Source organism: Rufibacter glacialis (genome assembly GCF_008271745.1).
Taxonomy (GTDB): Bacteria; Bacteroidota; Bacteroidia; order Cytophagales; family Hymenobacteraceae; genus Nibribacter; species Nibribacter glacialis.
Genome location: NZ_VKKZ01000010.1, coordinates 851478 through 877018, shown reverse-complemented (window position 1 = coordinate 877018; position 25541 = coordinate 851478). Strand labels below are relative to the sequence as shown.

Below are 25541 nucleotides of genomic sequence, written 5' to 3'. Positions count from 1 at the left end.
CCCGAATGCTTTATGCCCGCCCTTACTGTATTGATGCCCGTTTATAATTCTGAAAAGTATTTGGCAGAGGCTATGGATAGCATCTTGGGGCAGACGTTCCAGGACTTTGAGTTTCTCATTATTGATGACGGCTCCAGTGACCAGAGCCAGGCCATCATCCATTCGTACCAGGACCCTAGGATCAGGTTTTACCAAAACGAGCAAAACCTTGGCATCTCACAAACCCTGAACAAAGGGATAAAGCTAGCCAATGCCTCCTTAATTGCGCGCATGGATGCCGATGATATCAGTTATCCTCTCCGGCTGGAGAAACAATACGCCTACATGCAGGAAAATCCTTCCTGCGCCATGGTTTCCTGCTTAGTGAAGGTGATCACAGAAAACGGGGAACTGGTAAGAATGGATGACTTCAAAAGTGCCTATTTCTACTACAACCTTACCTTTATATGCTGGATTTACCATCCTACGGTACTATACCGCAAAGAAGCTGTAGAAGCGGTGGGCGAGTACTCTGTCTCTTATGCCGAAGACTTTGACTTGTTCTGGAAGATCTCCAGGAGGTATAAAATCCATAACCTGCCAGAGGTTCTGCTGGACTACCGCACAACCAGCCAAAGTTTACACCAGGTTCTTAAAAAGAAGGAGTACGAAGCGGCACAGAAACAGCAAATACTTAGAAACCTCAGGTACTATGCCGGGGAAGAATACCACGTATCAGACAAGTTCATTGACTGTTTCCAGCATGATTTCACGAAAATACTAAAAGAACAGGAGGTAGACAGTCTGGTAGAATGTATACAGGAGCTGGATTACGTAAATGCCAGGATATTTGAAAAAGCCAACGTAAACTTAGACCTGCCGGCTACCAAAGAGGCCGCTTTCTACAAAAAGGAATTCATAGTGTCTGCGTTAGCCAGGAAACTTCCCCGTAAAACAGCCATCCTCTTTCTGTTGAAGCTAGGAAGGCTGCAACTCTTAGCCCATATTTGCCTTACCCATTTGACCCGGTTAATAACCAATAAGCTCTTTCCCACCCAAACACACCCCCAGGCATAGGCTCACCTTATGGGCCATTTCATTCCTTTTGTTTCTTGCACCCGTTTTATGGCTACTATTTTAGAAACACCCCCTAAAATACTTCCTTATCAGGGAGACCCTCACAGTAGGCCGTTGTGGTCCGTGATGATCCCCGTTTATAATTGCGCCAACTTCTTACCTGAAACCTTGTATAGTGTGCTTCAGCATGATATTCCTGAAAACACCATGCAAATAGAGGTCGTTGATGATGCCAGCCAAGACGCTGATGTGGAGGAAATAGTCAACAGAATTGGGAGAGGCCGGGTAAAATATTTCCGGCAGGAACAGAACGTAGGGAGCCTAAGGAACTTTGAAACCTGCATCAACCGCTCAAAAGGCAAATTTGTGCATTTATTGCATGGAGATGATCGGGTACTTCCGGGGTTCTATCAAACCATGGGGAACCTGTTCTATCAATACCCCAAGGCGGGTGCCGCTATCTGTAGATTCAGGTATATTAATGAGGCGGGAAAAAGACTCTATGACCAACACGTGGAAATGAAGTCTGAGGGGATTCTGGATAACTGGCTGGAGCGGGTGGCGGTTAAAAACCCTTCGCAGTATGCCGCTACAGCCGTGAGGCGGGAAGTGTATGAGCACCTGGGGGGCTTTTACGGGATCACCTATGGCGAAGATTGGGAAATGTGGGTAAGAATTGCCAAGCATTACCCCGTGGCCTATACACCTAAGGTCCTTGCCGATTATCGAATGCATTCCACCTCCATCTCCAGCGCTAAATTTCTGACTGGCCAGAATCACAAGGACCTTTTAAGAGTCATGGACATGATCCAAGACCACCTGCCCCATGACCAGAGAAAGAAGGTATTGAAGAAGTCTAAAAAATTCTATGCCCATTATGGCATAAGTGTGGCAAACCAGGTTTGGCATTCATCACAGCACAAAGAAGGGGTAAAAACGCAGATCAAGCATGCGTTTGACCTGCACTTTGACCCCAAGCTCTTATTCTCTACAGCCAAAGTCTATATTAAAATGGTATTCAACATTACTTAATTTGGAGCAACAGGTGGCACCTATTTGCCTTACCCACCTTGCTATAAAACCTGCACCTCGTACTTAGGTACTTATTTTTCTTAACATCAAATAAAGTTCTTTCAACTGAAGGACTGCACCTTCTTAATGGCAATCCTTAGAGGGTGCAGCTGTCAGCAGCCCATTAAAAACACGGATTCCGTATTTAATGAGGTCCACTTGTTCTACCTATTAATAGGTAGAGTATTTTTCCTCCATGTTGTCTTCTTAGGGCAACCACCCATTCTCAGGCTGATCATCACTCTTTTCTCTCAAAGATAGGCTGTTTTATGCCTTTGCCAGTTCTTTGATTACTCTCTTGTTCCTTCCTTGACAGCCTCTCTTTTCCTTTATACTCAAGAAACAATCTAACTGTCTTGAACCGCCCTTTTTCTCTCACTTTTAGAGCATAAGACACCATTCTTACCCTATTTTGGTAATATCTGGGCGTTAAACCCTTAGATTCCTGGCAAGCCCACCTTGCTATGGCGTATCAGATTTGTTTGGGTTAACTACCACTCTGACAACTCTCTTTCACCTTTCTTCCGAATTTCTAGCCCTGCCGGGTAGGGGTCGCTATCCATTAGTGTTTCCCCATTGGTTAATTTTTTGGCTCTTTTTTAAAAACAAGAAGAGAATCGCAAAAATTCTGCTGTATAACCCGCTAGCAAAACTAGTGATGGCTTCAACTACCACAGGCAAGGCTAGAATCACCATCACGCGACCTTCCATAAAACTACTGGCCTTCAATGCATTAATAGAATTATTTCATTAATACAGGGGAGTTACGAGACCTCGGCTATACTGGACAAACCTCTCACTTTATGGGGAGCCTTTCCTTTGCAAGCTAACGCGAGCGTACCCTTAAATGAAATTCATTGGAGCAACATCTGCACTTTACAAGTCTTTAAAGGGGGAGATATAATTGGACAACAAGAATAATCACTTCGGTAAATGCCTTGACCACTACCGATTTACCCTCCTACCTATAAAACAATTCTTTCCTTTCCTTAACCTTTACCATCCCAAACACTAAACAGAAGGTGATACATAATTATAATATTAATGCTATTTCATATTCTAGATGTTATTTTTTGAAACCCGATATAATCATTTTAATTAAGTATGATATTATTCCATATTAGATTAAAAAATTAAAATATAAAATAGCATCCTTTAGGTCAGCAAAAAGCATTTATTATCCGTAAAAAAGCAGATCGAAATATTTTTTAGTTTATCGATTTCATCCTATTTACAGAATTAAAACTACACGTCCTAATTGGACAAAATAGGCTAAATTATGATTAAGGAATTTTAACTTTTTATTAAATAGTCCTATTAAAATCGATCAAACGTCCTGTTTATATTAGTTTTATATTATTTCCACCTTGTTACTTGGTTTTTATTAATTAGGTTTTAATTTCGCCAAAAAATTAAATCCACCAACATGACATAAAGCAAGACCTTAACTCAGACTGACTGCTAATCCTATCTAGTTCTCCCCCAAACTTACTTAGCAGCAACAACCACCTTTGATTGCTTCAGAAAGTAATTAAAGCCACCTACCTGACCCAAATTACTGCACTAACCCTTTAAACATGTTTAAGCAACGATTACTAATTCTTCTTTTCTTTACATTGATAGGCCAAACAGGCCATTCAAAGGATAAAATCAGGACTAATTCATCATCCCTATCTGGCCACTTTCACAAAGAGCAGGCTTTACTATCAAAGCGGACCGGGAGTCTCAACCACCTTATTCAAAACTTATGGCCTTCTGGAAACTTAGTTTTCTCAAAAGGGAATACTGCTTTTGAAGAAACTGGCGAGGCAAACACATCCACTGAAAGTAGCAGCAGCAGCATTGCTACGTATGCTGATCTACTAAATCAATTCATGGCTTTTGCCACGCACCAACCACTGCCGGGTTTGATCCAGGCAGAAAGCTATGACGCCATGAGCGGCATGCAGAAAGAGAACACGAATGATACTGGTGGAGGGCAACAGTTAGGCAATGTCAAGCATAATGGTTGGGCCGACTACAAGGTAAATGTGGCCTTTGCCGGAAAATATACCTTCAGTTTCAGGGTCTCTTCTCCTAGCGGATCAGGCAGCATAGAAATACGCTCAGCCTCTGGCACAACCCTAGCCGCCTTACCCGTGCCAGCCACTGGCGGTTGGAATTCTTACGCCACCGTGCGCACCACGGCAAACTTGACAGCCGGAGAGCAGACCCTACGGATCTTTGCTCCTAAAAGCGGCTGGAACCTTAACTGGTTTGAGGCGACTGCCACTGCCCCAGTTACCCTGCCCCAAGCGTCTATCACCTTTGGTGCCCTGCCTGGAAAAACCGTAGGCGACGCGCCTTTTGACCTGACTGCCTCCAGCACCAATACCGGCACGCCCGTCACCTTCGCCTCCTCTAACCCAGCTGTTGTGGCCGTGTCTAACGCCACCGGCAAGTGGGTAGCAACCGTGGCTGGACCCGGCTCTGCCACCATCACGGCCTCCCAGGCTGCAGGCTCTGGCTTTACCGCTGCTAACAGCGTGAGCCAATCCCTTACCGTGGCAGCTGCCCCGGCACCAGCACCCATAACGCCTCCTAAGCCTATTCCCGGCCTTATCCAAGCAGAAGCCTACGACGCCATGAGCGGCGTGCAGCGCGAGACGACCGGTGACATGGGCGGCGGCCAAAACTTAAGCTACATAGACAACGGCGACTGGATGGACTACCGGGTAAACGTTACCTCGGCCGGGGCCTATAGCCTGGCTCTGCGCGTGGCCTCTCCTGGTGGCGGAAGCGTGGAAGTGCGCTCCTCCTCCGGGGCAGTATTAACCACGGTGTCCGTTCCTATGACCGGCGGCTGGCACATCTATACTACCGTACAGACGACAGTGAGCTTGCCGGCTGGTGAGCAAACCCTGCGCTTCTTCGCCACCAGGGGCGGCTGGAACTTCAACTGGTTTGAGGCTTCCGCGGCTACCGCTAGCCTGCCCCAGGCAGTCATCACCTTTGGCGGCCTCCCTGGCAAAACCGTAGGCGACGCAGCCTTTGACTTAGTGGCCTCCAGCACCAACGCTGCCACAGCCATCACCTTCGCTTCCTCAAACCCAGCCGTGGTATCTGTGTCCAATGCAACCGGTAAGTGGTTAGCTACGGTTCATGCCGCAGGAACGGCCGTCATCACTGCCTCTCAGGCGGCTGGTACAGGCTTCACCGCCGCCAACAATGTGAGCCAGACTCAGAGCGTGGCAGCTGCTCCGGCACCGGCGCTGGTACCCTCTCTTATCACATTTGCTGCATTGCCAGGTAAAACAGTGGGTGATGCGGCCTTTGACTTGGTGGCATCCAGCAATAACACTGCTTCTCCTATCACGTTCACCTCTTCTAACCCTTCTGTTGTCTCTGTCTCTAACGCGACTGGGAAGTGGAGAGCCACGGTATTGGCCGCTGGAACAGCAACAATCACTGCTTCCCAAGCTGCCAGCGCTGGTTATACCGCCGCCAACAGCGTAAGCCAGGTGCAGACTGTGGCAGGGGCCCCTACTCCAATGCCAAGCCCCACGCCTTCTGCTTCTAAACCCATTCCCGGCCTGATTCAGGCAGAAAGCTATGACGCTTTCTCTGGCACCATCCAAAAAGAGACCACCGGTGACACGGGCGGAGGAGAGAACTTAGGCTACATCAGTGACAACAATTGGTTAGACTACAAAGTAAATGTGACCGCGGCAGGTACTTACTCCTTAGGTTTCCGGGTGGCTTCACCTAGCAGCACCGGGTTCATTGAGGTAAGAGCAGCCAACGGAACCGTGTTGGGCTCTACTGACGTCCCCAACACCGGCGGCTGGCAAACATATGCCACCACTGAGGCGGTTGTGAATCTTCTGGCTGGTGAGCAGACCCTGCGCCTTCAGATAGTCAAAGGAGGCTTTAACCTGAACTGGATAGAGACGGCTAAGAGTTTACCCCAAGCGGTCATCACCTTCCATTCCCTGGGTGGGAAAGTACTCGGCGATGCCCCATTTGAATTGGTTGCCTCCAGCACCAACACCTCCACGCCTATCATCTTTTCCTCTTCTAACACCTCTGTGGTTTCAGTCTCTAACTCCACTGGAAAATGGTTAGCCAAAGTGGTGGGTACTGGCACCACCAGCATCACCGCCTCACAGGCTGGTAGCAGCACGTACAAGGCAGCCACCAGTGTAGCACGGAGCTTATCGGTTACGTCTACCAACGCGGGCGGTCTTGCCTCCAATGATGACGAGGACCCTGCCTTGAAAAAGGGCAACGAGGCCAACCGCGTAACCGGGATTGTACCCATAGAGAAATACGATGTATACAACCTGAACAACACCCGCTACCTGGATGCCTTGGTAGACAAAAACACGGACTGGGTGGAATATGGCCACGGGATGCTGCTTGAAGTGGCAGAAACCTATTTTGACGTGAGAGATTACCATGTGAAACTTTCCCAGCTGCAAATCTTCAACAACAGCTTTGGGGACTACGGCACGGCAGACGCTGAATGGTATTACGTTCCCAAGGGAAAATTCCCTAAAGACCGGGTATTGCTGGGCAAACACAGAGGAAAGCCTTACCTGCAGTACTCCAACTTCCCGACTACGCCATTGGATGAGCCCGTTGAAATCAGCTGGATTATCAGAAAAGGGCCTACGTACATGCCTAGGGAGGTATCCATTGTAGGGTCTTATATTCCTAAACCGGCCAAAGTTTTTGAATCTGTGCCAAAAAAGCCCTTCAAGAACCACTTGGGCAACAACAGCTTTGTATGGGACTTCACAGACCCTAACTCCCAGAGCACGGTAGTTCCCTCTAAACTGGAAGCTGCTAAACCGTTCATTGGAGGCTTCCGCTTTTACATGGATGCTACCACTTTTGAGGCAAGCCGCGAGGTGTACACGTTCAACCCAACCTCTGCTGGCTGGTGGAATTACGACATCCTCTTCTCTACCCTGAAAGACCACAACCTTCCGGTATTGGCTTGTATAAGAGGTCAATCTGGCCCTATGCTGCAATCTTACCCGTCTGGGGAGCGTGACATGGAAAAAGTGCCGGTCTATTACGGCGCCAACTTTGAAGACCCGGCTTCTTATAAAGAGAACGCCCAGTTAGGTTTCCAGACGGCAGCCCGCTATGGCACCGGTAGAAACGCTGACGGCTCCAGCAGAACAGAGTACCTGCTCACCAAAGCCAAAGTCCAAAGCTCTAGATACACCTCCTCCAACGGCGAGACGTCCTCTTCTATCAATAACCTGAAGGTAGGATTGGGCACGTTAACCTACATCCAGCACGACAATGAGCGCGACAAGTGGTGGAAAGGCAGACAAGGCTACCAGACAGGCCGTGAGTATGCCGCCAACATGAGTGCCTTCTATGACGGCCACAAAGGGGCCTTAGGACCAGGAGTAGGCGTCAAAGATGCAGACCCCAATATGAAAGTGGTCACCACCGGTATCGCCTTGGCCAATACCTACTACTTCCAGGGAATGCTGGACTGGTGCAGAGAGTTCAGAGGATACAAGAAAGACAGCAATGGCAACCTGTTGCTGGACAAGAACGGAGCCGCCATTGTAGACTTCCCGGCAGACATCATCGCCTTCCACAACTACCTCAACAATGGCGGCCAGCAACACAGCGGCTCCAGAGGGGTAGCACCTGAGTTGGGCGGCATTGAGGAAATTGCGGGTCGGTTTGTGAAATTCGCCAAGGAAAAGCTCCCAGGTGTGGAAGTATGGCAAACGGAGACAGGCTATGACACCCGCTCTACCTCCTCTCAGGCGGCCATAGCCATAGGATCTAAAAGCCAGGACATCACCCAGGCTGATTGGAACCTACGCATTGCCTTGTTGAACTGGAAGGTAGGCGTAGACAGAACCATGTATTACATGCTGTATGACACCCCACTCAACACCTCGTGGGACTTATACACTCGTTCAGGTTTCATCAACAACGACCAGACGAGACGGCCAGCGGCAGACTTCTTCAAGCAAGCCGGTGATCTGATGGGATCTTATATCTACAACAGAACCTTGAGTACTGACCCGTATATCTTGGAAGGCACCAACGGCTCTGACAAAGTGTATGCCTGCTGGATTCCGGATGAGAAAGGTAGAACAGCGACGTATACCCTGGATTTAGGCAGCGCAGCTTACGCCTACATCTACACGCCAAGAGCCGGCAGCGACCAGATGACCATGCAGCGAGTGCCTACCTCTGGGGGCAAAGTGAACATCAGCGTGACAGAGACTCCGATCTTTGTCAAGACCTCCGCCTCAGTGAGCGCTACTTCTTCCAGCATGGCAAAAGTTGATACGGGTCTGGGCACGGTGAACCTGTACCCTAACCCTACCTCTGAGTCCATCAACATTGACCTGCAGAGCGAGGATGTGACGAACAAAGTGGAGGTGAAAATCACCAGCATGACCTCTGGCAAACTTTACCAGACGCTGGAATTTGAGAAAACCACTCCTGCTTTCCACCAGAACCTCAACCTGAAAGCGTTACCAGTTGGTGGTTACGTGATTGAGATCACCCAAGGAAGCAGAAAAGATGTGAAGAAATTCTTTAAAGTTCAGTAACAGTCCTTAGCCGTCACCCACTCTTATAACGGTGACTCATTCTCTCAAAAAGGAGCCTTTCAAGGAAGGCTCCTTTTTTATTGTCACAACTCGCGTTTGCCCTTCCTCTTGTGTGTTTACTAGTTTATTTCCTTACGGCTAAGTTAACCTGCTGATGAAAGCAGGCCACAGCCCCACCCAACTTCGGCCACCACCCTGTTACAGGGAGTACCACCTCACAAAAACCAGAGTTTTCCGACTGGAACCAAGTAGGGCGGTGGGCTTGGGCATTATTTTAATTGGGTGACACGTCATATACAGACACCACCGCCCCAATGGCATTGAACCCCTGAGACAACTTCTTGCCCAATGTTTCAAACGCAGGCTCCAGCATCTTACCAGGCACCGATTGGAAGTACCACGTGGGCTGCCCCACAAATTGCCCAATATCGCTTTTGATGTACTCATTATACAGAAACAGCACCCGCTTATGGCTTTTTACCTGCTGAAAATCGGGCTCTAGGTTCTTGAGGTAATCAGTTTGGGTAGCAGATGCGTTTTTCACGTCTTTTCCCTGAATCACCGGAAAAGTAAGTTGATAAGCCTCCTGATAATACGCATACGCTTGCCGCATATTCCAGTACACGTACACTACATCTCCCCGTTGGTAATTCTTTTGGATAAAGAGCAAGGCTTCACGGCTGGCTTCCTTTCGGGTAAACAGGCGCGGGTTGTAGACCTCCCAAACAGTATTCCAGACGGCAGGTGTCAGCAGCAAGCAACCCAGGACCAATGGCATTTTCTGGCGTTTCCCCCAAAAGGAGTTCAGCGCCTGGGCACCATAACAGGTGAGCAGGGTAAACATGGGGAACAAGAACAGCAGGAAGCGCTCATGGAAAGGATAAAGCTTGAGGCCTGAGGCAAAGAGCACCAGTAGAACAGGCATCACCAGCACCAGAAACCGTTCTCTGTTCTTTTTAGCCAGCAGCAAGGCCCCACCTACCATAAGAAGGAAAGGAACTACCCGCAAATGCTCCAGAACATATGCATAGGGCCAATGCAAGTGCAGCGCATTCTGACCCATCGGGTTTTTCAGAAGGGAGAGAGCCTTGGCAGGAAACCACTTCAGATCATTAAGCGACGTAGGAAGCAGCGGCAGAAAAGCATCATAGTAATGCTGGAAGAAATGGATCAGCCAGGCCGAATCTTTGGTCTTGCCCAAAAACAGCCCATAAATGACACCAAAGCTAAGGAGCCAAGGCACAAAAGCCCACCCGTATCTGAACAGCCTACCCCACTTCCTTTTCAATATTTTGTCTAAGCTGACAGTTATGGCCAAACTCGCCAGCACGAAGATGACCGAGTACGAGAACCATAGCAAGACGGCTCCAGCCACTCCCCATTTCAACAGAGGGCCTATCTCAGTTTGCCGGTGGTACCGCAGGTAAAAGAAGAGGGCGAGCACCGAAGCCAATAATTCTGTGGCATATTGTTTGGCCTCTACAGAGTGGTACACCACCGGGGTTGCCAAGGCCAGAAGGGCCAGCGCCACCAGCGCCGCCCAAGGCTTCAGGAAATATCGGGCCACGGGTACAAAGACAAATAAGGTGGCAATGCCCGACAGCAAGGAGAATAAGCGCAAGGCCATCTCGCCTTTGCCAAACAACAACACGCAGAATTTCACGGTCCATAGATAGCCTAAAGGAGCTTTCTGCTCATAGGCCAACGGCTGAGTAGCTAATTCCCAGAAATCCATTTTTATCAGGCTTATCCCCAGGTACAATTCATCTAGCCACAGCGACCGGTTATCCAGGTAATGGAACAGCCGGAGTAAAATCCCAGCCATGATGATAAACACCATATAGAGGTCCCGCATGGTAGTGGATTTGCTGTTTCCATAACGCAGGACAGATTCAGGGCGTTTGGTAAGAATTGGCGCTACCACCTTAGAGAGAAGATACATAGGTCATTGGTCTGTTTGGTGTATAGTGATGCGGTTATAAGCTACTTTATAGAGAATAAGGCAAAAACAGAACCTCCTCCCCAAGGGCTTAGCATACCAACTTCATTTTAGGCGCGTTTTCAGGAAAACACGCCTTAAACCAATCCTTAGCAGGAGCAGGATACGCGCTAGGCCATCAAAAAAGAGCTGGGATAAAGGTTCTCTGCCGCCCTTCTCCCCTCTCCATTATTAATACCCAGGCACTTTAAGTCAAAGCAAACTATACTTGAGGGCACTTATAAAGCGATAGATGCTTATTTACTTTTACCTGGTTATAGCTAAGCCGTGAGTTCGCCGGAGACGTCTAAACTATCATTTAAGCCTGGGGAGAGCAGAACGAGGATTGCACCTACTCCTCCCGCAGCTCATACAAACTGACGTTCAGGTATTGGGTATCAAAAGATTCCACCTGCTGGCCCAGCCCCTGTAGCTTCATATGAAGTTTCTGCGCCTCTAGCACCTCCTGCACATACCAACCTGAGTTGTTCTCAAACTCCCCTATATTCATGCTCAGCCTTTTACTGTAGAGGACCCAAAGCCTCTTATTTTTATTAAGGCTTTTAATTTCAGCAGCTACCTTCGTGAGGTAATCGTTGGCACCTTCTGAGACATTCCTGAAATCGCTTCCCTCAAAGCCTTTGAATTTGAGCCCGAGTACATCTTTATAGTATAAGTAGGGCGTCTGGATATTCCAGTAGATATAGACCTGGTCCCCAGCCTGGTAGTGTTTGTCTATCTCCAGCAGCGCCTCTCTGAAAAATGACTTTTTATACTCCCCAAAACTCTGGGGCATGAGCACCTGTTTCAATGACGTATAGAAAGGAGCCGCTAAAAGCAGCAGCACCAAATAGAAACCTAGGCGGCGGTCAAACTGCCGGGAGAAATAAGCCAGGCGTTCACAGCCTACCGCAATGATCAGAATCAAAAGGGGCGCCAGAAACACCGTCAACCGCTCCCAAACAGGATAGACCTCCAGCGCTGAAGCAATCAGGAGCAGCAAAAAGGGGAACCCCAAAACCAGCAGAAGTTTCTTGTCTCTTTTGAAAATCAAGAGAACCCCAAAGACGGAACAGGTAACGGCAAAAATCGGACGTCTTAAAACATACTGCAGCACCTCGTTCTCAATAGAAGACACATCCCACAATAACCCCAATGGGTAATGCAGCAACCGGGTACCCAGGTACTGGAAGGGCCAGACCACGTCACTAAAAGAAGAGGGAGGAAACGGCATAAAGGAGTTCCTTATCTTAAAATAATGGACCAGCCAGGCGGCATCTGTCAGTTTTGAAGTGAACAGACAGTAGTTGATGACAAAACTGATCAACCATAAACTGAACGGAAGCACCATCCTGAACACGGTCCCCCATTCCTTCCTAAGCAGGTGGTAGAGGGTAACCCCCATGGCCATACCAGCCAAAATGAAGATAGAGGTAAAAGAAAACCAAATAATGGCCGCCCCATATACTCCCCACATCATGAGGGAAGAGAGCAGCCTTTTTCTGTGGTAATGGGTGTATAAATAGAGGCACAGAATAGTAGCCAATAGCTCAGCGCTGTATTGCTTTATCTCTACGCTGTGGTAAACTATGGGCGGGGCGAATGCCATTATGCCTACTGCCACTGCTCCACCCAAAGGGTTTAGGAAATGACGGGCTACCGGTACAAAAAGGAATAAAGAAGCAATACCACAGATCAAGGGGAATAACCGGAGAGCCATTTCACTGTTCCCAAACAAGAGCACGGCTATCTTACTCATCCAAAGAAAACCTACGGGAGCTTTCTGCTCATATTCCAGATAAGAAAAGGTGAGTTCCCATAGATCCATTTTAACAAGGCTGGAAGCCAGATAAATCTCATCTAGCCAAAGTGACCTGTTATCCAGGAAATGAAACAACCGTATCAAGATGCCCAAGGCAAGCAAAACCCAAGTCAGCTTTACCCAGCCAAAACTTTTGGGTGTGCTGGCAATAGCGACAGGGCTTTTTTCATTCTTATGAACTAGTACAGGGGCAGCTTTATAATATATTTCCATAAAACAGATCAATTACGGTTTCCTTCACCTTTCGTGGAGTTTCATTACTGATGATCCAGGTTGGGTGATGTAGTAAGATTGAAGCCTTGCCGTCTCCACATGGTACCATCTCTTCAAGCTGCCGAATTGAAAACAAATACAATACCAAAATTTTTATAATTACTATTAGCAACATCCAAATGTAATAACTACTTTTGTACTCTAACCATATAAACTTTAACCAAACAGATGATATTTTAAAAAATGATGTAACTTATTTGTATCCAACACTTTAGGTAAATGGAAAATTTTTGTTGTTGCCTCCTTGTTTTGGAGTTTGGTTTAAACGAAAGGTTTTCCCCTGTAGGAGTTTGCTTCTCGCCACTGAATTGTAGCACATAGGCGGTAAGTGAGATTTACCTGCCCCTTATAAAGTCATGAACCATAACATCAGGATTTTAGAAAATACCTTTAGAAAAACCAGGATTACGCTCAATAAAAGCAGCACTAGGGTATGCTATTTTCCACACAGTCACTCGTTTATTAAATCAAAAAGGGCTGTTTCTTTTTCGGGAACAGAAAGTGTTACCTGCTTTACCAGGAGGTTAGACTTCCTGCACGCCATGACGTTCTTTAGAGGAACTTACTTTTAATTGCAGCAGATACCGAGTTAAGATCTTTCCGGTTTTATCATGAATTTTAAAAACTAATCGCAAAACCCTATCAACATCCTTATTTACAAAGGTTGCCATTCCACATTGACCGTTTATGTTAGCAGAGCAAATAGCCGGAAAAGGCAGAATATCAGAGTTAGAAGACTTCTCGGGAAAGATTGATTGGCAGAGAATTAAGGTGGTCATTTTTGACGTAGATGGCACCTTATATTCCCAATCCATTCTTAGAAAAAAGATGCTGTTTTGTTTGTTAAAGCACTATTCACAAAGACCTTGGAAATGGAAAGACCTCTTAATCCTCCACCATTTCAGAGCGGAACGGGAAAGAAAAGCAGGGACCACTATTCCCAACCTAGAAGGCGCTCAATATGAATGGTGTGCCGCCAAAGGCGACTTTTCCCTCCCCCGAATAAAGGCAGTAGTAGATTACTGGATGTTTCGTTATCCTAATAAATACCTGTTAGACTGTCTCTATCCGGGCGTTCAGGCCTTTATGGACACCCTAAGGCAGCGAGGGCTTCTCATTGGCATTTATTCTGATTATAAGGCAGAGGACAAACTAAGGGCAATGGGTCTTTCAGCAGATATAGTAGTTTGCTCCACAGACAAAGAGGTTGATCACCTGAAGCCTCACCCCCAGGGGTTGGTGTTTATCACCCAAAAACTGGGGGTTCTTCCAGAGGAGTGCCTATTTATAGGTGATCGGCAGGAATTAGATGGTGAATGCGCTCTTAACGCTCATATGCCTTTTGTTCTTGTAGAGAAAAATCCATTTAAACAGTTTGATTTCTACTACAAGCTACAGCAGGAATTAGCTCACCATTAATTAGTTACCATTAGATAAGAGTAAATAAAAGCTTTTCTAAAGCTCTCATTTTACTGCTTAATAAAGTATTGACTTGTCTAATTCTATCAAAAGATATAATGACAGGGATATCTTTCTTTTTACTTTACATAATATCATCTTAAGAGTTTAATTCACGTTGTAGTGCCTGCTTTTATAAACTATTTAACCCAGCAGTTACTATAAGGTTTGGCAGAAAATTTATTTCCAAAAAGGATTGAAAGACCAGCGCTTTTACCTCCTAAATATGTACCAAGATCAGTTCAAACTGGGATAAATAGTTTCATTCTGGGAAAACCTATTGATTGAAAACAATTTCACGCCATTTCCTTCCTGGGCAAATAGTAAGAAATCAGATAAAAGGAGAAGCTCAGAGTCAGTTTTAAAATAAACTAATATTTTTTATAACGTTGGCACGATTTTGACCTATTTACTACATTATATTAATACGAATCAAAGCTTTAATATAACACCAATAAGGTAAAGCCAAACTTGGTTCTTTGCTTCATAAAAGCATGGATATGCCTCTCAGTCTTTTATAATAAACCATATACAATAGTTTAACTCGCCAATGAATTCAGCATTTACTTTTCCAGAGGCCCCCAAACAGGAGATTGTACTCAAACCGGCTGGTTTTAAGGAATATGTCGCTATTGCCAGGCCAGATCATTGGTTTAAAAACATCTTTATGTTACCGGGTATGCTTTTTGCATTTTTGGTATACGACACCCCCTTAGACTTTGAGCTTCTTTTCCGGATTCTGGTGGGCATTGCCAGCACCTGTCTTATCGCCTCTGCCAATTACACCATCAATGAATACTTAGATGCCGAATTTGACCGGTATCACCCAGAGAAAAAGAAACGATCTGCGGTAGTGACCATTCTAAGCCCTGCCATAGTGTATTCAGAATATGTTGCCCTTGCCGCTCTTGGATTAGGCCTTTCCTACTTTATCTCCCTTCAGTTTCTAGCCTTGGAAGCCTTTCTGCTTTTTATGGGCATCATGTACAACGTAAGGCCTATCCGCACCAAAGAACGGGTGTACTTGGATGTACTTTCTGAGTCGGTGAATAACCCTATCCGGTTAGCGCTGGGTTGGTTCATTTTCGTGCCCGCGGCCTTGCTTCCCGCCAGTTTGCTTGATCCGGCCTGGGCCTTTATTCCACCTAGCAGTATCATTCTCGCCTATTGGATGGGAGGCGCCTTTCTAATGGCCACCAAAAGGTTTGCTGAGTACCGCTACATCAACAATCCGGCACTAGCGGGCTTGTACCGCAAATCTTTCAAGCGCTACACAGAGAACAGCCTCTTGATCTCCATGTTCTTCTACGCCCTTACGTCGGCCTTTTTCCTGGGTATTTTCCTGATCAAGAACAAGGTGGAACTCCTTATCAGCTTCCCCTTCTTTGCCTTATTATTTGCCTGGTATCTGAAGATTGGCCTTCAAAAAGACTCTGTGGTACAAGGGCCGGAAAAGCTGCACAAAGAGACCTCTTTCATGCTCTACGTGGTGTTTTTCACGCTGCTGCTGATGGCATTGGTGTACATAGAAATCCCGTCGTTGAACTGGTTCCTGAAACACTCCTTCTAAGCTAAAATTTCGCAGCATGCTACCCGCCGTGAGCAGACTTACACTATTCTTCTGGTTATGAAACAAGCGTCTTATGATCTGGTGGTGGTAGGCACAGGTTTCGCATCCACGTTTTTCCTGCATCAATACTTAAAGAAAGCCTCACCCAAGGCCAAGGTTCTGGTATTGGAAAAGGGCCATTTGTTCCCTCACGCAGAACGGGTAAAAGAGAAAAGAGGGGAAGCCACCCCATATGCTTCATTTAACCCAGACTCTGACAGCACTTTTGACAACCATAATAAAAAGAAAGGTTGGGTTTTCACCCAAGGTTTTGGCGGAAGTTCCAATTGCTGGTACGGGTGTACGCCCCGCTTTATGCCCTCTGACTTCAAGATGAATACCTTGTACGGCATTGGAAAGGACTGGCCCATAGCCTATGATGACCTGGATCCTTACTACACCCAGGTGGAGGAGCTCATGTCTATCTCGGGGCCAGCCCAAACCCCTTTCCCTAAGAAGTCGCCGTACCCCTTGCCCCCCCATTCCTTCAGTACCGTTGACAGGATCCTGCATCAAGAATACGGGAACTTATACGTGCCTCAGCCTACTGCCCGGGCCAGTGTAGCCACAAAAGGCAGAGGCGCCTGCTGTGCCAGCACGGTGTGTCACGTATGCCCGGTGAATGCCAAATTCACCATTGAGAATTCAGCCATGGGCGTGTATGAAGACCCACGGGTTGAGCTATTATATGGGGCCCAGGTTTATAGCCTGGACCTGGAGCAAAACGTTGCCAGAAGAGTAAACTATCTTAAGGATGAAAGAGAATTCCATGTAGCAGCAGAAGTGATAGCACTTGGCACCAATGCCCTGTTCAACGCCAACCTTCTGTTGAACTCTGGTGACACCAATCCTTTCACGGGCCAAGGCATAGGGGAGCAGATCGGGTTATTGGCCACCGTGTACTTAGAGAACTTAGAGAACACAGGAGGCAGCACTTGGGTTAACGCCAATGGGTATATGCTATATGATGGGCAGCACAGAAGAGATGTGGCCGCTTGCCTCATGGAATCCAATAATGCACCCTACTTTAGGTTAGAGCAGGGAAAATGGCGGCACATTGCTCAATTCAGAATGGTGTTTGAGGATTTGCCAGAAGCGCATAACTACGTTTCTACTACCCAGGATCCCCTTAGACCTGCCATCCATTTTAAAGGTCCTTCCGCGTATGCCTGGCGGGGAATTGAGCATATGAAAGCCAAGGTGCCAGGCATTTTGTCTTGCCTTCCTGTGGAACGGATAGAATATGCTGCCCCTTTTGAATCTGAGGCCCACATTCTAGGCTCTACCAGAATGAGCAGGAGCCCTGCTGAAGGTGTGGTAGACCAACACCTGCGGCACCACCAATACCGGAACCTGTTTGTACTGGGCAGCGGAAGCTTTACAACGTACACACCCGCCAACCCTACCCTCACTTTATCTGCCTTGTCCCTCTATGCTGCAGATAAAACCTTTTGAGAGAAAAGATGACGAGAGGCCAACAAAGGAACCAAGGCAGCATTCCAAAATCTGCTGGTACCTGAAAACCTATAAAACAAGAAGAATAGCATATGAACAGACGATCATTTCTTAAGGTAACAGGCTTTGCTGGGGCAGTGATGGTAACAGTTCCTAGTTTAGGGTATGTCTATACTTCCAACCAGGAAGCCGCAGTTGGGGTCATCATGAAGGAGCTCCACTACCTTAAGCTAGATAAAAATGGGGTAGAGCAGTTTGTAAAAGATTATTTCAAGTCGCATTACATCAAGGATAACCTAAGGGCTCAGATCAACCTCAAGTCTATCTACTATCTACGCCTCAACATCAAAAATTCTCAGATGGTCACAGACTTGGTTCAGCATTACCTTTTATCCACTGATTTCTTCTTGAACAAGATGGATGAAACAAGGCTTGTCAAATACCTGGGGGTCTATACCCCCTATGCACGGCCCTGTGGTAATCCTTTTTCCGCTTCTTATTACCCCCAGCCGCCTATGTAAAATAATAGGCTATCCCCATGTTCTTTTAATCCTTGAAAAAGCACCGGTAAATCAATACTCGCCACATCCGCTCTGTACAGACTTCTTCTTACCCAGGCAATTGCCCTTGCGGCATTAATTATCGCTTGGAAAAGAGGCTACTTTTTGAACAGGGCTTAAAAACAGAAACTAGATGAGCAGCCCACCTTTAACCTTGAAGAAAGCCTTAACCGGCAAAGAGATCAATTACTACAACTACTTAAGTGAGGTCAACTCGCCCGGGAAATACTTTGCCTCGCACCTTAAGTATAAGATCTTCTGTTGCCTTTGGGCCATTGCCTCTATCTTTCACATGGCCAACTTTAATGGGTTCTCCATTAACCTTACCTTCTTTCTGCTGACGGCCTCAGCTATTACCCTCATAGCAAAACCTTCTTCCACGGTAAGGCTGTTGATCTTTATTTCTTTACAGATCTACCAGGCAGCCACAGACATGCCCAGGACTTCAAACCACTGGGTAATAGCGGCTTTCGTCAACCTCACCATAATCCAATCCTATATTTACCTCATTATAAAGCGCAGAAGCTTCTTTATTGACAAGGTGGAGTTGATGAATATTTTCGCCCCCTTGGTGAAAATGGAGGTTATAGTCCTCTATTTTTTTGCCATCTTCCATAAATTAAACTCCGGGTTCTTAGACACTGAGGCCAGTTGCGCCGTCAGGTTTCTGTTGCTCCAGAACAGCTATTATGACATTCTGCCCACCAGCAAGACCTTGTTGGCGCTTAACATATACCTGACCCTAACCATTGAAGCCTTGATCCCGCTGCTCCTTTGCCTCCGGAGAACTCGGTATTGGGGCATTTTGCTGGGCTTGGTGTTCCATTGGGTTTTAGCCTACAACCCCTTGAATGGATTCTATGACTTCTCGGCGACTATCTTGGCCCTTTACTTTTTGTTCACCAGCACCAATTTCAGCAACAAAATCTATTCTTTTTACAGCCAGACCATTAAACGAAAATCAGTCCTTAAGAACAGGCTGCTTCAATTCAACTTGGTGAACTTTGCCCTCTTCACCTTCTCCATCCTGTTCGCGTTGGCCTTGATCAACATTTACACTAGGGCCTTCCAAGATTATTTCCGCCACGTCATCTGGACCGCCTACAGTGTTTCCTTTATGATCATCTTTATCCTGTCTATGAGAACGAAAGATGACACGGAAGAAAAAGGCGCCTTTTCCTTCGCCCATTACACGCTCTTGTTACTCCCTTTGATCACCTTTCTCAATGGCCTCAGCCCATATTTAGGTTTGAAAACAGAATCATCTTACGCCATGTTCTCCAATTTACGCACCGAAGGAGGCGTCACCAACCACCTCCTTGCCCCCATCAGCACACAGATATTTGACTACCAAAAAGATGTAGTAGAAATTGTCTCCTCCTCAGACCCGTACCTGCAGAGAATGGCTGACGAAGGAAAATTGCTGGTTTTCTTCCAGTTCAGGAAACACGTGAAGAAGCATTTACCCGCCCAGGTCACCTACCTCCGGAATGGAGAAAAAAGCACCTTTGAACTAAGCAAAGCAAGCGCTACCCACGAATTGCTCTCGGGGTCTTACGCACTGGACAAGGTCATGGACTTCCGGCATTTCATGAAAAACGGTGAACAAGAGTGCACCCATTGATCCTCTTCATAATTGAAACGTCTGCCTTGCCAGGTTGGCAAGGCAGACGTGTTTTCATTTCCTTTTCAGCCTTACCTAACCAGTTCTAGCAGTCCTTCCAATGGGAATAGGGGAAGGAAAAAGATCGACTTCACACACCTTACTTGCTGGATAAAACCTTTCTACCACCATGCCTTACAAAGAGGCAATTGCCTTGGGCCAAAGGAAGCACCTTTAGCCAGCATTGGCCCTAAGTGCTTTCGTTTGTCTGAGGCAGTTACCTTGCTTAAGGTGGTGCAGACAGCTCAGTTCACAGGGTGACTTAAAAATAAATTGAGGCCTCGACCTTTTTTGCATAGTTTCCAAAAACGAGGCCCAGATCTCTTGCTTTCTTGCTCTTTGCCAGATGCACACCAATGGCAAACTATAATGGTTGAAAACGAGAAAGGTGCCTGGCAGCACCTAAAAAACACAAGGTAAAGGATTCTGCTCTCAAGCTGTTGCTGTAGTAGCAACTTGAAGCCTTAGTTTCTAGGGAGCGTAAATAATCCAGAAAGCTGACGGAAGGAAAAGTGCTGGTTTGGCCTGGGTCCAGATGACAGAATGGTAGCGAAGCAGGCAGGCATTAGGATCTGAGAGAAATTCTTTCGGAGATCATCTTGATGATCAGGAACTTTCACCCCAGCTTGACGGATAGCCTGACCTGGATAACGCTCTATTCTATTCTCCAAAAACAAGCTTCTTTTTGGAAAAGTAGTTAAAAACAGAAACCAACCCAATGGCCAGTAATTTCCCTAATAAAGGATTCATCTGGATCTTCTCCACAAAAAGCAAAATCAGCCCGAGGTTAAGGAGCAAACCTACCAGGGAAAACAAAACGAAGGAGGAGAACTCATACTTAAACGAATATTTGCTACTGCTAAAAACCCATTTTCTAGTCAGAAAATAATTTAGGACAATGGCTATTACCGTAGAAAAGACCGTAGCAAAGACATAGTAAACCCCTAGGAATTCTACCATCAACGCATAGAGCAAAAAGTCAAATGCTGCACAGAAGGCACCCACTAGTACAAACCGGACTGCTTGTAGAGCGGCTTTGGAGAAAACAACCCTCGAGTTCAAAGAATTAAATTTATGATACTAATTATCTTGAATTTATAGATATTTTTCACTCTGTCAACCATGATCTTATATCTATTACTAGAGCTAACATTGGTTATAATTGGATTACTTTTGAACTTACCCAACTTATTGATAAAGTTACTTAGTTTTTTAAGGTACCTCTTTGTTTCCCCAATAGGCCTGAACTCTGACCACCTGGTCATTTTCAGGTATTCAAAAAAGATAGCCCTATATTCTTCTTTGAAATTATAAGACCTGTAGATAGGCTTCCTTCCGGAGAAGTGGATCAGATAAGGATGATGACCTTCATGGTAGGCGAAACAGTTCCATAGAGGATCAAGCTCCATCCAGTCATTGGCGAGTACCACATTCAATCCATATTGGTCTGGGAAATGGGCATGCTCTTTATTCTCATTCACACAACGTATCACTTTGGTGGTAACATCGTTATCGCGCCATTTTTTCAGATCCATGATCAAAAGGCCGGTATTAAAATACTTGGCCTGTTCCTGCAGGTTGAACTCCTGGTAATTCTCTACCCCACCCCACCTACTCACTATCTTCACCCAGGGGTCCTGCACGGCCGCTATGATGTTCTTCCCCATCTCTTGGTGCCACAGAATACTAATGTCTTTCAATACAATCATATCTACATCTAAATAAATCACCTTCTCCATTTCCTTAGGTAAGAAATAAGGAATAAAGAGGCGCATGTAGATATTGGAAGGGTAAGAGCTGGTGTCTACCGGCAGTTTTACATTCTTGGGGGCAAACTCCTCCATTTTGACAAAGCGCAAGGAGGTTTTTGTTTCATCAATGGAAGCCAGCAGCTTGTTTCTGTTCTGCTCTGAGACAGAGTCTTCCACAATGTAAAACAGCAGGTGTTCACTTGTAATATGATTGACCTCAATTGATTTTACTAAAGCAGCTAACAGCACGAAATAGTGATCATCACACACACACATCATCGTTATGGTATCTGCTTCTCTCATATCTTTTTAGGCTTGCGCTTACTTAACATCTAGTCAGAAATCTCATACCACTTCAAGAGACGCAGCCTCCTCCAAAGGGAAAAGGATTCCACCAAATAGCTTAAGTATCAGACAGTTTAGTAGGTATATTTATGAAATATAATGATAAATAAATATTAGTACAAGGCACCGGTTTTCTCTTGTGCCATTTCTACCTCCTCAATAATGTTCCAGAACTGGTGTACCCGTGCCTCCCAGGTATTGGTCATCGCTTTTTTGATGCGTTTCTCCACTAATTCGTCAGAATCTTCCTGAAGGGCTAGGTCAACCATGGAGACAAACTGGTCTTCGTTCTCTGCGATGTAGGCTACGTCTTGAAAATCTTTTATATCATCTGAAAAAGCGGTAGAGATAACCGGTTTACCTGCTGTCAGGTATTCATTTACCTTGAGTGGATAAATACTTTTGGTCAGCAAACTGTATTCAAAAGGAATAAGCAGACAATCGCTGTGTTGCAGGTAGGCTGGCAACTCATTTATATCTTTAGCCCCAGTGAAAATAACGTTGGGGAACTTCTCTAGCCCTACCTTCTTGTAGTCATCGGTGCTGGTAGGCCCCACCATCATCAGGATCTTATCAGGATGGGCCTTCACCACCTTCATCAGAATAGAATAATTAATACGGGTTCCTATATTACCGGTATAGGTAATGACCTTTTTGTCTATTCCTATTAACTCTGTTGGCTTTGGCAGCTCCTCATTTACCGCGCGCTGAAAAAGACTGAAGTCAGCAGCGTTAGGAACACAGAATACCTTCTTTGAATACTTAGACATGATCCGGCTCAATTCCCTGGAAGTGGCCAGCGTGACATCTGCGCCAGAGGCCTGCTCCTTCTCTAACCGGATGCCATGTCTCGCTATGTATGCTTCCTGGCTGATGTCATCAATGGTCTGATAGACCTTTATGGTGGGTTTTATGTCTTGAGGGAAGTTGACAAAGAAAAACGGATCATAGGAATTAAAGAATACATACTCTTTGATATTATAGTCCTTGATCAATTCCCTAATGGTGGAATAGACAATTCTGTCATTCAGTTTTGACAGATAATTATACACTACCCCTTCCCCCAACCAATTGATGGGTAAAGTAAGCTTGGGAGTCACAATGGTTAGGTTATCAGAAGCCCCGTCAATCTTGCGGTATTTGTTTTTGCCATAGAGAAGGGCCGGCTTCCGGGATTTGATCATTTCCCCTTTGGAGTACTCAGACAAGAACTCTTTGACAGAAATAGGGTGATCTATGTAGAACACACGGTTGTTTTTTGAGAACTCTTTGGCAAAGCTGAAGCCTACCGAAGAATAGGGATTATCCCACCGCGACGTACTAACCAACACAATATCATACTTTCTGTTCATCTGGTTCTACTCTATAAAAGGGTCAAAACTTCAATCATGGGCCGGAGCCTTGTGTACTAGCGTTTTATTCAAGGAGGCAGAATCAATAATTTTCATAGACATACTGAAGGACTTCCTGCCTGTTTCGGGCATGGATTACTTTCGCCCCGGAAAGCTTAGGCATGATGGTAGCGTACTCATTGAATATGGCCTCCATGCCCCATTTAGGGTTAGATAGAATAATATTGGTTCCCCCAAAGCAGCACGCTAAAATGGCGGTCCCCCCATGTATGGAAAGGAATCTGTCTGCATTGGCATAAACCATGAGTTGCAAGTGGTTATAATTATTGACCGTAGTTCCCAAATGTTGGTCGTACAGATCATTCATCAGAATCACCTCGGGGTGCTTTTCCTTAATCCAGGCATGTTCCTTTAGATCCAACACCTCACTGTTATCTAAAACTATCTGCGAGGACAGTGGTCTGTTGTAGATGATCTGGTACTTGTTCTTGTATCTGGTGAGTATTTTATCTAGGGTAGGGATGTCAAAAAAATTAATTGGGGGCTGATCCCACTCTATGTTATACTTATTGGCAATGACCAATACTGGCTTGTCATACTTAAAAACTGAATTGGCATAGTGTGCTTTATACGGAACCGGTGCCCATTTCTTAAAATTGAAAGAAGCGCTGTGGGTCATATTGGGCACATCATAATAGTTATAAGTTTCCGTCCAGATGCGCTTTTCATACCGCTCCTCGTGGTTCTCACTAAAGAAGTACAGCTCTTTGGTATCTTTGGAAGAGATCGTTTTTGCTAACGTTCCATTTAAGAAATGCCAGTAGGCAAAAGGCAAGACATAGCGCAACTCCTGATCAAACTCACCCTGGTAATTAGTGACTTTATACTTCTTTTTCTGAAGGTAGTCTTTAAATAAAAACTTAAACTGGTTTATCCTACAGAAGTAATTATCCCTTACAAAATACCGAAGATCATCGCGCATACTAGGGTATTTAAGCAAGGCCACCACATACAAAGATTTAAGCATCAACCTTCTCATCATACTTATAAATAATTATTTCCTATATGCTATCTATTTCTTTATTAATGGGTTAGTCACTCTGCACTTTAAAAAGCCTAAACCATCTTCTTAAGCGCTTTTAATTCTTGCAGTGACATCTTAAAAGACAGTGTAAGCCCTATATACACCAAACCTCCTATGGTGATCTCTGCAATGGTATTCACCAATCCCTGGTACCCAATCAAGGACTTATATAGAAACACCATCATAATAAGTAAAAAGCAGTAAGTGATTGGCTTGATGATGATCTTGAAGAACTCCTTCAAAAAGCTCCCTATCAGGTGATGAACAATAGCGAAATTCAACACGAAATTCAGGAAAGTAGCAAGCAGGAAAGCGACCGCCACGCCCGTAACCCCATAATAGACTCCCAGGAAATACACTAAGGGCATTTTTACAAGAAGGGTGGCCAGGTTCAAAAAGAAAAGAAGGTTTGGCTTTCCTTTGGTATAGGCTAGAGTGAAGAGCGGATGGCTCAAACAGGAGAAAGCACTTACAAAAACAAAGATTTTAATGAGGTGAATGGTGGGCTCCCATCCGGGGCCATAGACCAGGGGCACAATGCTTTCCGCTGTGATGTACAATCCCGCCAGCAAAGGAAAGTTGACATAACTCACTAAATCCAATATCTTAAGGTAAGAACGTTTTAACTCCTGGGTATTGGTTTTCATTTTTGCAATGACAGGATACGCCACCTGCAGCACAATGGGATTCAACCTGGTGATTGGGAAAATAGCCAACTGGTAGGCAATGGTGTAATATCCCAGCATTTTAACCCCAAGCACCCCCCCGATAGCAATGGTATCCAGATTACTTTGGAAGAAGTTGAAGAGGCCATCTCCCACGTTGTATATGCCAAACATTAAGTGATCCTTTACCTTCTTGAGGTCAAAATGCAGAGTTGGCAAAAAGAACTTCTTCCCATACATGATCTGCAAAACCGATTTCACCGCTTGCATGGTTAATTGCCCATAGATCAAGGATAGTTCTTCAAACCCCAGATACGCCAGGGTAATGGTCACCGACGTACCGGCTAAAACCGCCAAAATCTCTATAATGGCGACTGGTTTAAACAACAGTTCCTTCTGCAGGAGAATAGAATATATCTGACCAACGTAGACAATAAGAAAATAAAAGGAAGAAACCCTTAATACCCGGTATAGCCTTGGCTCGTCATAGAAATCAACAATCAGGAAGGAACAAGCATTGATCAGCAGAAAGATTATGATCCCTAACCCAATATTCAACCCATACAACGTTGACAGAATATTTCTATCACTTTCCTGCTTATGGATAATGGAATTGGAGAAACCCAGGTTAGCGAAAATATTGAAAAAATTAATGATCAATGTACTGATACTGACCACTCCAAAAGCCAAAGGGTCTAAAAGGCGGGCTAAGATGGCAATCTGCAAAAACTGCAACAAAGTATTTGTCACGGTGGAGATTGTCACCCATTTCCCTCCATTTATGGCTTTCTGTTTATTATCCATTTTTAATAATTAAGGCA

General features: G+C 45.6%; 15 protein-coding genes. 8 read left to right on the top strand and 7 right to left on the bottom strand.

What is annotated here, in order from left to right; genetic code table 11:
* Positions 1-12 precede the first annotated feature (12 nt).
* From FOE74_RS04460 to FOE74_RS04450, 3 genes are all read left to right on the top strand, one after another.
* Positions 13-1056, top strand: a complete 1044-nt coding sequence (locus FOE74_RS04460; protein ID WP_149097379.1) for a glycosyltransferase family 2 protein — start codon at positions 13-15, stop codon at positions 1054-1056.
* 9 nt (positions 1057-1065) lie between these two features.
* On the top strand, positions 1066-2088 hold the full coding sequence (locus tag FOE74_RS04455; RefSeq protein WP_317131752.1) for a glycosyltransferase: 1023 nt from the start codon (positions 1066-1068) through the stop codon (positions 2086-2088).
* Positions 2089-4001: 1913 nt separating this feature from the next.
* Complete coding sequence (locus tag FOE74_RS04450; RefSeq protein ID WP_188686257.1) at positions 4002-8705, top strand: carbohydrate-binding protein; 4704 nt, start codon at positions 4002-4004, stop codon at positions 8703-8705.
* A 274-nt stretch (positions 8706-8979) separates the two neighbouring features.
* On the opposite strand, the gene FOE74_RS04445 is transcribed toward FOE74_RS04450, so the two are convergent.
* The gene (locus FOE74_RS04445; protein ID WP_149097376.1) at positions 8980-10647 is read right to left on the bottom strand and encodes a glycosyltransferase family 39 protein; all 1668 of its coding nucleotides are present in this window, start codon (positions 10645-10647) and stop codon (positions 8980-8982) included.
* A gap of 388 nt (positions 10648-11035) precedes the next feature.
* A complete protein-coding gene (locus tag FOE74_RS04440) occupies positions 11036-12511 on the bottom strand; it encodes a glycosyltransferase family 39 protein (RefSeq protein ID WP_188686260.1) in 1476 nt (491 codons plus the stop codon).
* Between the two features lie 954 nt (positions 12512-13465).
* Here FOE74_RS04440 and FOE74_RS04435 point away from each other — a divergent pair.
* The 5 genes from FOE74_RS04435 to FOE74_RS04415 all read left to right on the top strand — a co-directional run bounded on the left by FOE74_RS04435 (position 13466) and on the right by FOE74_RS04415 (position 19484).
* A complete protein-coding gene (locus FOE74_RS04435) occupies positions 13466-14197 on the top strand; it encodes an HAD family hydrolase (protein ID WP_149097374.1) in 732 nt (243 codons plus the stop codon).
* A gap of 718 nt (positions 14198-14915) precedes the next feature.
* Positions 14916-15806 (top strand): UbiA family prenyltransferase, encoded by an 891-nt coding sequence (locus FOE74_RS04430; protein ID WP_229726135.1) that lies wholly within the window; start codon positions 14916-14918, stop codon positions 15804-15806.
* Positions 15807-15863: 57 nt separating this feature from the next.
* On the top strand, positions 15864-17300 hold the full coding sequence (locus FOE74_RS04425; protein WP_149097372.1) for a GMC oxidoreductase: 1437 nt from the start codon (positions 15864-15866) through the stop codon (positions 17298-17300).
* Between the two features lie 92 nt (positions 17301-17392).
* On the top strand, positions 17393-17821 hold the full coding sequence (locus FOE74_RS04420; RefSeq protein ID WP_149097371.1) for a twin-arginine translocation signal domain-containing protein: 429 nt from the start codon (positions 17393-17395) through the stop codon (positions 17819-17821).
* A 193-nt stretch (positions 17822-18014) separates the two neighbouring features.
* Complete coding sequence (locus FOE74_RS04415; protein ID WP_192576589.1) at positions 18015-19484, top strand: hypothetical protein; 1470 nt, start codon at positions 18015-18017, stop codon at positions 19482-19484.
* Between the two features lie 699 nt (positions 19485-20183).
* On the opposite strand, the gene FOE74_RS21670 is transcribed toward FOE74_RS04415, so the two are convergent.
* The 5 genes from FOE74_RS21670 to FOE74_RS04390 form a co-directional block, all read right to left on the bottom strand.
* Entirely contained in the window at positions 20184-20528 is a 345-nt protein-coding gene (locus FOE74_RS21670) for a GtrA family protein (RefSeq protein WP_225840650.1), read from the bottom strand.
* A gap of 53 nt (positions 20529-20581) precedes the next feature.
* Positions 20582-21577, bottom strand: coding sequence for a glycosyltransferase family 8 protein (locus FOE74_RS04405; protein ID WP_225840635.1), 996 nt, complete (start codon positions 21575-21577; stop codon positions 20582-20584).
* 155 nt (positions 21578-21732) lie between these two features.
* Positions 21733-22971, bottom strand: a complete 1239-nt coding sequence (locus FOE74_RS04400) for a glycosyltransferase (protein ID WP_149097368.1) — start codon at positions 22969-22971, stop codon at positions 21733-21735.
* Positions 22972-23053: 82 nt separating this feature from the next.
* The gene (locus FOE74_RS04395) at positions 23054-24013 is read right to left on the bottom strand and encodes a hypothetical protein (RefSeq protein ID WP_225840633.1); all 960 of its coding nucleotides are present in this window, start codon (positions 24011-24013) and stop codon (positions 23054-23056) included.
* 74 nt (positions 24014-24087) lie between these two features.
* Positions 24088-25524, bottom strand: a complete 1437-nt coding sequence (locus tag FOE74_RS04390; RefSeq protein WP_149097367.1) for an MOP flippase family protein — start codon at positions 25522-25524, stop codon at positions 24088-24090.
* Between the last annotated feature and the right edge of the window lie 17 nt (positions 25525-25541).